Genomic DNA, 6492 nt, shown 5'->3' with positions numbered 1-6492 from the left:
GGATATGGGCGTCTGGGGCGCTACCGCTGTCGATGACCGACGCCGGGTCCGTGACCGACGCCACTCTTTCGATGTGAGCGAAAGGTGGTTAAGGTCGAAGGTCCAGCAGCGGACGTCGACGTCTTCTCTGACCTGCAGGGAAGCGGTGCGTTCTGAGGACGATCTGTCCGCCGGACGTTGTCTAGTCCGCTGAGCCGCACTGGCTGGATCTTGTCGTGCCAAACCGCTAGCCTATCCATCCAACGACAAGGAAACCGACCGTCGCGATCGCCGCCGCAACCAGCGCATACGGAAGCTGGGTCCGAACGTGGTCGATGTGGTCGGTCGCAGAGGCCATGGAGGCCAGCACGGTCGTGTCGCTGATCGGCGAGGCGTGATCGCCGAAGATTCCGCCCGAAAGAGCGGCCGCCAGCATGAGAGGCACTGAGAGGCCGAGCGTCATCGCGATAGGCACCGCAATCGGAATCATGATGGCGAACGTGCCCCAGCTCGAGCCCACCGAGAACGCGATGAAGGCGGAGACGAGAAAGACGAGTGGCGCCAGGAGCACGGGCGCGATGTTTCCGCTGACGAGGTTCGCCACGTAGACTCCGGTGCCGAGCTCGATCGCAACGTCGCCGAGCGCAAGCGCGAGCAACAGAATCATGCCGATGGGTAATAGATCGCCGGCGCCTTTCATGAAGACCTTCATGAGTTCGGCGATCGAAGTGTTTCCCTTGAGGAGCGTCATGACCCAGGCGACTGCGATCGCCGTGGAGACCGCCCAGAGGACCGCCACCGAGCCCTCGCCTTCTGTGATATTGCCGCTACCGGTGATGTAGAGCGAAACCGGCATCATGACGATCATGGCGATGATCGGCAGCCCCATGAACCAGGCCGAGGGGATTTCTTCCCCGTCAGCGTGCTGCTGCTCGGCCGAGACATCGACCAGCGGTACCGATCCCGGCCAGAGGAGGTCGCCACCGCGGGTTCTTTCTTCGGCCTTCTTCATTGGCCCGAGATTGATGCCTTTCCAGATGACGACGGCGGCCAGCAGAATCGCGGCGATGGCATACAGGTTGAGCGGGATCGCCGCGATGAAGGTCGGCAGCGGATCTTCGACGCCTGTCGAGGCGACAAGGCTGATGATGAACGCACCCCAGGCATTCAGTGGAATCATGACGCACACGGGGGCGGACGTGGCGTCGATCAGGTAAGCCAGTTTCTCGCGAGAGACCCGGTACCGGTCGAACAGCGGCCGGCTCACCGATCCGGCTACCAGCAGCGTGATGCTCGACTCGACGAAGATCACGAGGCCCGTGGCCCAGGCCAGTATCTGCGCGCGAAACCCGTTGTGTACCCAGCGCCGGGTCTCCAGGTAGTGCACGAAGCCTCGGACGCCTCCGGAGTGTTCGATCGTCCCTATCAGCGGACCTATCAGGAGGGTAAACACAATGACGCGGGTATCACCGGCGTTGGAGAATACGCTGATCACACCGTCCAGGCCGTCGACGAGTCCGGCGAGCGGGTTGAATCCAGCGAGGAGCGTGAAGCCCATCCAGATGCCCGCGAAGAGCGACAGGATCACCTCCTTGCTCCAGATCGCGAGGGCAATCGCGATCAGCGGCGGCAATACCGAATACCAGGACGGGTCGTTCATTAGTCTTGTCCGGGATCTCCTATTTGCGAATCAAATTCTCGGCCGTCCGTCCGATACAGTTCGCATCGGGGCCGGGGCGTCTGCAGGGTCCAGGGAAGATAACCAGTGAAGGTCTCAGTTCTCGGAGCCGGAGCCGGCGGCACGGCAGTCGCGTGCGATTGTGCAGCACACGGTCGTGACGTGCACCTGTTCGATTCCCCGGAATTCCCGGACAACATCGCGGTTGTTGAAGGCGAGAACGGCATAGCAGGCAACGGCGAAATTTTGGGCTTCGCGACGATCGTCAGTGCCGGTTACGACATCGATGAAGCGCTGCAGGATGCCGAGCTGGTCTACGTGGCGGGGCCTCCGCACAGCACCGAGCCGTTCGGGAAGGCGGTGGCGCCGCGCCGGCCAATCGGCAGAGTCCGACCGACCTGCCTTAAGAATCTGCTTTGCCAGTCGATTTTCCCTCTGACGGCTATACCCGTTTTCCACTGCCGCGGGACTCGTGCGCATATCGTTCACATGGTGCGCACACGTACAGGGCGCGTGAGGGTGGACAGCGACTTCCGAAGGCCCTCAGTCGTGCGTGCGACTGCCTCCCGGGTTTGGCACAACGTTTGGGTAGGCCGTCCGCAACCCGTCGCCACCCCTACGACGGTTCCATCCACCCCAGAGTCTGGTGCCCATGAGTATCGAACGCCGAGTCAGCCGCGTCGCGGTCAGCACGAGCGAGCGTCTTCGAGTTGCGCTCTATTCCCACGACACATGCGGGCTTGGTCACTTTCGACGAAACCTTGTCATCGCCCGTGCGCTGCGTGCGCATCTCGGGGCTAACGTTCTGCTCCTGTCGGGTATCCGCGAAGCCGGCTCGTTCCCGGTCGAAAAGGGCATCGACACGCTGCACCTGCCCGCCCTCACGAAAATCGATAACCTGAACTACCGACCGCGTCGGCTTGAAGTGGGCCTCGAGCGTCTCGTGCGGCTCCGGTCGGAGACCTTGTACGCTGCGCTCATGGCGTTCAGACCGGACGCGTTCATTGTCGACAACGTGCCGCGAGGGGCGGTTGGCGAACTGGAGAAATCGCTGCGCACCCTCCGCTCCGGGGGACATACGTATACCGTTCTGGGTCTGCGGGACGTGCTGGATGCTCCCGAAAACGTCCAGCGGGAATGGCTGAAGCCCGAGAACCTTGCGGCGATTCGAGATCTCTACGATTCCGTCTGGGTCTATGGCGATCCGCAGGTATACGACGTGGCCAACGAGTACGATTTTCCGGAGGACATTCGGCGGAGCATTCGATTCACCGGTTACCTGCATCCATTGGCGGACCGCGAGCCGTTGGACAGCACGCTGGTTCGCGCAGGAGAGGAGCCGGATATCTGCGTGGTAGGCGGCGGTCACGACGGAGAAGAGCTCGCTACGGTATTCGCGGACGCATGCGCGGTCGATCATCGGCCAGGGATGGTTCTGTCCGGACCATTCATGGGAGAGTCCGCAACTCGCCGACTTGCAGAGCATCCAGAGATTTCGGTGCGACGGTTCGTGCCTGACCCGATACCGCTTTACCACGGTGCACGAAGCATCGTGTCGATGGGTGGCTACAACACCGTAATGGAGTTGATCGCTCTGGGTCAGCGCGCGCTCATCGTGCCGCGCGTGTCGCCGCGGCAAGAGCAGCTCGTGAGGGCCACGGCTCTCAGCGAACGTGGACTCGTGGACCTACTTCATCCGGACGAACTGAGCCCCGAGCGCATCGCTGACTGGCTGCGTGCCGAGCATCAGACTCACACCGGTGCCCCCGCATCTCTCAATATGGACGGTCTCTCTGCAATCGTACAGAACCTCCGGCATCTCGTAGATCGATACCAGGCCGACACCGCACTCGCCGGATAAACTCACACCAGACTCTGATCCCATGGGAACCGTCGGCTACGTTGTCAAACGCTATCCACGATACTCGGAGACGTTCATCGTCAACGAGATACTCGCCCACGAGAGAGCGGGCCTCGACCTGGCAATCTTCGCCTTGCGCCCGTCGGTCGATACGCATTTTCAGAGCATCGTGTCTGAAGTTCGTGCGCCGGTGTGTTATCTCGACACCCCCGGTCGAACAACGGAATTCTGGAGCCGGATCGCAGGGCTTTCGAGTCGCTTCCCCCGGATGTGGGAAGAGCTCGCAGCCGGTCGCAGAATGCACGCCCGCGACGTGTACCAGGCGGTAAACCTCGTGGAGCGGGCGACCGAAGCGGGTGTTACCCATTTGCACGCCCACTTCGCTACGTCGGCAGCCGATGTGGCCCGGCTGGCGAGTCGCATTTCGGGAATCCCGTTCACGTTCACGGCGCACGCAAAAGATATCTTTCACGAGGACGTGGATACGGTGGCCCTGGAGCAAAAACTGACGGACGCGGACTCGGTCGTGACGGTGAGCGACTACAATCGTAGCTACCTTGGTCGTCACTACGGTCATGCCGCCTCGCGTGTCCGGCGCATCTATAATGGGTTGGACGTCAACGAGTTTCGCTTCTCGCTACCGCAGAAGAGACGGCGGAAGATTCTCGGAATCGGCCGCCTCGTCGAGAAGAAGGGGTTCGACGTTCTGATACGAGCGTGTGCCGTATTGCAGCGCACCGGCTCGTCGTTTGAATGTCAGATCGTTGGCGACGGCGATCAGAAACCGGCACTCGAGCAGTTGATCCGGGATCTGGATATTGGAGATGTAGTGACGCTGGCTGGCCCCAGGCCGAGAACCGAGGTCATCGATCTCGTTCAGGAATCGGCTGTGTTCGCAGCGCCGTGTGTAGTCGGATCCGACGGTAACCAGGACGGACTTCCGACGGTCCTTCTCGAATCGATGGCGCTCGGAACACCCTGCGTGTCTACGGACGTGACGGGAATTCCGGAAGTCCTGCGCCACGGTGAGACCGGTCTCATGGTCGCGCAGCACGATGCGAACGGTCTGGCAGACGCGATGGCGAGGCTGCTCGAAAATGCGGATCTGAGCTGCCGACTGGCGGCGAAGGCGCGGGCGCTCATCGAATCGGAGTTCGACATTACGCGCAACTCGGCGAAGATGCGGTCGCTGTTTCGCACCAATGCGGTCGACCCTGCAACGGCGCCCGGACTTTTGTCGCTGGGGAGGGTCGCATGAGAGTTGCCTTTGTCTCGTCAGATCCCGGCGTGCCCGTCTTCGGATCGAAGGGATGCTCCGTCCACGTGCAGGAGATGCTACGGTTCTTTCTGCGTGAGGCCGGGGCCGAGGTCTCGCTATACACGTCCCGCACGGGCGGAGAGGCGCCGGCGGAATTCGGTGAAGTCGTCGTACGTCCGACAGAAATTGCGGGCGGCACCCACAGGAATCGCGAGCTCCAACTTGTGGAGCTGAACCGGGAGGTGGAATTGCTGCTCGAACGCGACGGCCCGTTCGATCTGGTTTACGAGCGCTACGCACTTTTCGGCCATGCAGGGATGACATACGCCCTGCGCGCCTCCATCCCCGGCGTGCTGGAAGTGAACGCCCCGCTGATCGGCGAACAGCAACGCCACCGGCAGCTTGTGCACGCAACGGAGGCGGAGCACAATTCTCGGATGGCATTTGACGCGGCGTCATCGATCGTCGCCGTGTCGGATGGCGTGAAGGAATATGTGGAGTCGCTGTGCAGCTCGCCCCACAAAATCCACGTGGTCCCCAACGGTGTCGACCCCGGCAGATTCAGACCGGATGCGACGGCGACGCTTCCCCGCAAGCCGGGTGCGTTCACCGTCGGTTTCGTCGGAAGCCTGAAACCATGGCATGGTCTTCAGGATCTCGTCGAGGCCTTCCGGATACTCAGACGCGACGTGCCCGAAGCAAGGCTGCTTGTCGTAGGTGATGGGCCGGAGCGCACGTCTGTCGAAGTGGCGCTCACGGACGCGGATCTGTCCGATGCTGCACACTTCACCGGGGCCGTTTCTCACGCCGACGTACCCGGGTGGCTTGCATCCATGGATGTTGCGGTCGGGCCGTACCCGCAGGAGACGAACTGCTACTTCTCACCGCTCAAGATCTTCGAATACATGGCTGCCGGACTGCCGGTAGTCGCCACGTCGACGGGTCAGATTCCGCAGATCGTAGATGACGGCGAGACGGGCATTCTGACTCGGCCCGGACGACCGGACGAACTCGCGTGTGCTCTTCAACGACTATATCGCGACGGAGCACTTGCGGCCTCTATGTCGCGCACGGCGCGGGAGCGGGCGGTGTCGAGACACACGTGGTCCGCGGCGGGTCATCGAATTCTTGAGATCGCCGGCCTCGCTGTCGACTCCTCGGAGGTGATTGCATGAGTCGCCCCGTATCGGTCCGACAATCGATTCCGAGTCTGTTTCGTACGATCCGGCATTTCTGGCCCTATATGAGCCAGCACAGGATGCTGATCGCCGGATCAATGACGGCCCTGCTTGCAGGCGTCGCGCTGCGGGCTCTCGAGCCGTGGCCAATCAAGATCGTCTTCGATGAGGTGCTCGGCATGGGTTCGGGCAGTGGTGCCACGACCGACCTGTCGCCACTGTCGTTGCTCGCTCTGGCCGGTGGTGCGCTGGTCGTGATACTGACGCTACGGGCCATAACGACCTATGCGAACAAGGTAGGATTCGCACTGATCGGGAATCGAGCCCTGACGCAGATCCGAGCGGATCTCTACGAGCACATCCAGTGCCTGTCCCTGTCGTTTCATACCTCGGCGCGACGTGGCGATCTGATCGTACGCATGACGGGCGATATCGGCCGACTGAAAGAGGTTACAACCACGGCGCTGATGCCGCTCGTGGCCAGCGTGCTGATCGTTGTGGTCATGGCGTCACTCATGATGTGGGTCAACTGGCGTCT

General features: G+C 61.8%; 6 protein-coding genes. 4 read left to right on the top strand and 2 right to left on the bottom strand.

The window, feature by feature from the left end:
- Nucleotides 1–226: 226 nt before the first annotated feature.
- Both HKN37_05380 and HKN37_05375 read right to left on the bottom strand, forming a co-directional pair.
- Nucleotides 227–1639 carry a C4-dicarboxylate ABC transporter gene (locus HKN37_05380; protein NNE46076.1) on the bottom strand — a complete coding sequence of 471 codons (1413 nt, stop codon included), beginning with the start codon at nt 1637–1639 and terminating at the stop codon, nt 227–229.
- Between the two features lie 114 nt (nt 1640–1753).
- Nucleotides 1754–2137: a hypothetical protein gene (locus HKN37_05375; protein ID NNE46075.1), complete on the bottom strand. Its 384-nt coding sequence runs from the start codon at nt 2135–2137 to the stop codon at nt 1754–1756.
- A gap of 172 nt (nt 2138–2309) precedes the next feature.
- Between HKN37_05375 and HKN37_05370 the strand changes: the two genes are divergently transcribed.
- The 4 genes from HKN37_05370 to HKN37_05355 all read left to right on the top strand — a co-directional run.
- A complete protein-coding gene (locus HKN37_05370) occupies nt 2310–3518 on the top strand; it encodes a glycosyltransferase (GenBank protein ID NNE46074.1) in 1209 nt (402 codons plus the stop codon).
- 22 nt (nt 3519–3540) lie between these two features.
- Nucleotides 3541–4776 carry a glycosyltransferase family 4 protein gene (locus tag HKN37_05365; GenBank protein NNE46073.1) on the top strand — a complete coding sequence of 412 codons (1236 nt, stop codon included), beginning with the start codon at nt 3541–3543 and terminating at the stop codon, nt 4774–4776.
- Nucleotides 4773–5951, top strand: coding sequence for a glycosyltransferase family 4 protein (locus HKN37_05360; GenBank protein ID NNE46072.1), 1179 nt, complete (start codon nt 4773–4775; stop codon nt 5949–5951). The genes HKN37_05365 and HKN37_05360 overlap by 4 nt, the downstream gene beginning before the upstream one ends.
- The coding region (locus HKN37_05355; GenBank protein NNE46071.1) for an ABC transporter ATP-binding protein at nt 5948–6492 on the top strand (545 nt) is incomplete at its 3' end. The genes HKN37_05360 and HKN37_05355, both read left to right, overlap by 4 nt.

It is taken from the genome of Rhodothermales bacterium (assembly GCA_013002345.1).
In the GTDB taxonomy this organism is placed as follows: Bacteria; Bacteroidota; Rhodothermia; order Rhodothermales; family JABDKH01; genus JABDKH01.
The sequence above is the reverse complement of the archived record's forward strand: the minus strand, read 5'-3'. Positions and strand labels throughout refer to the sequence as shown.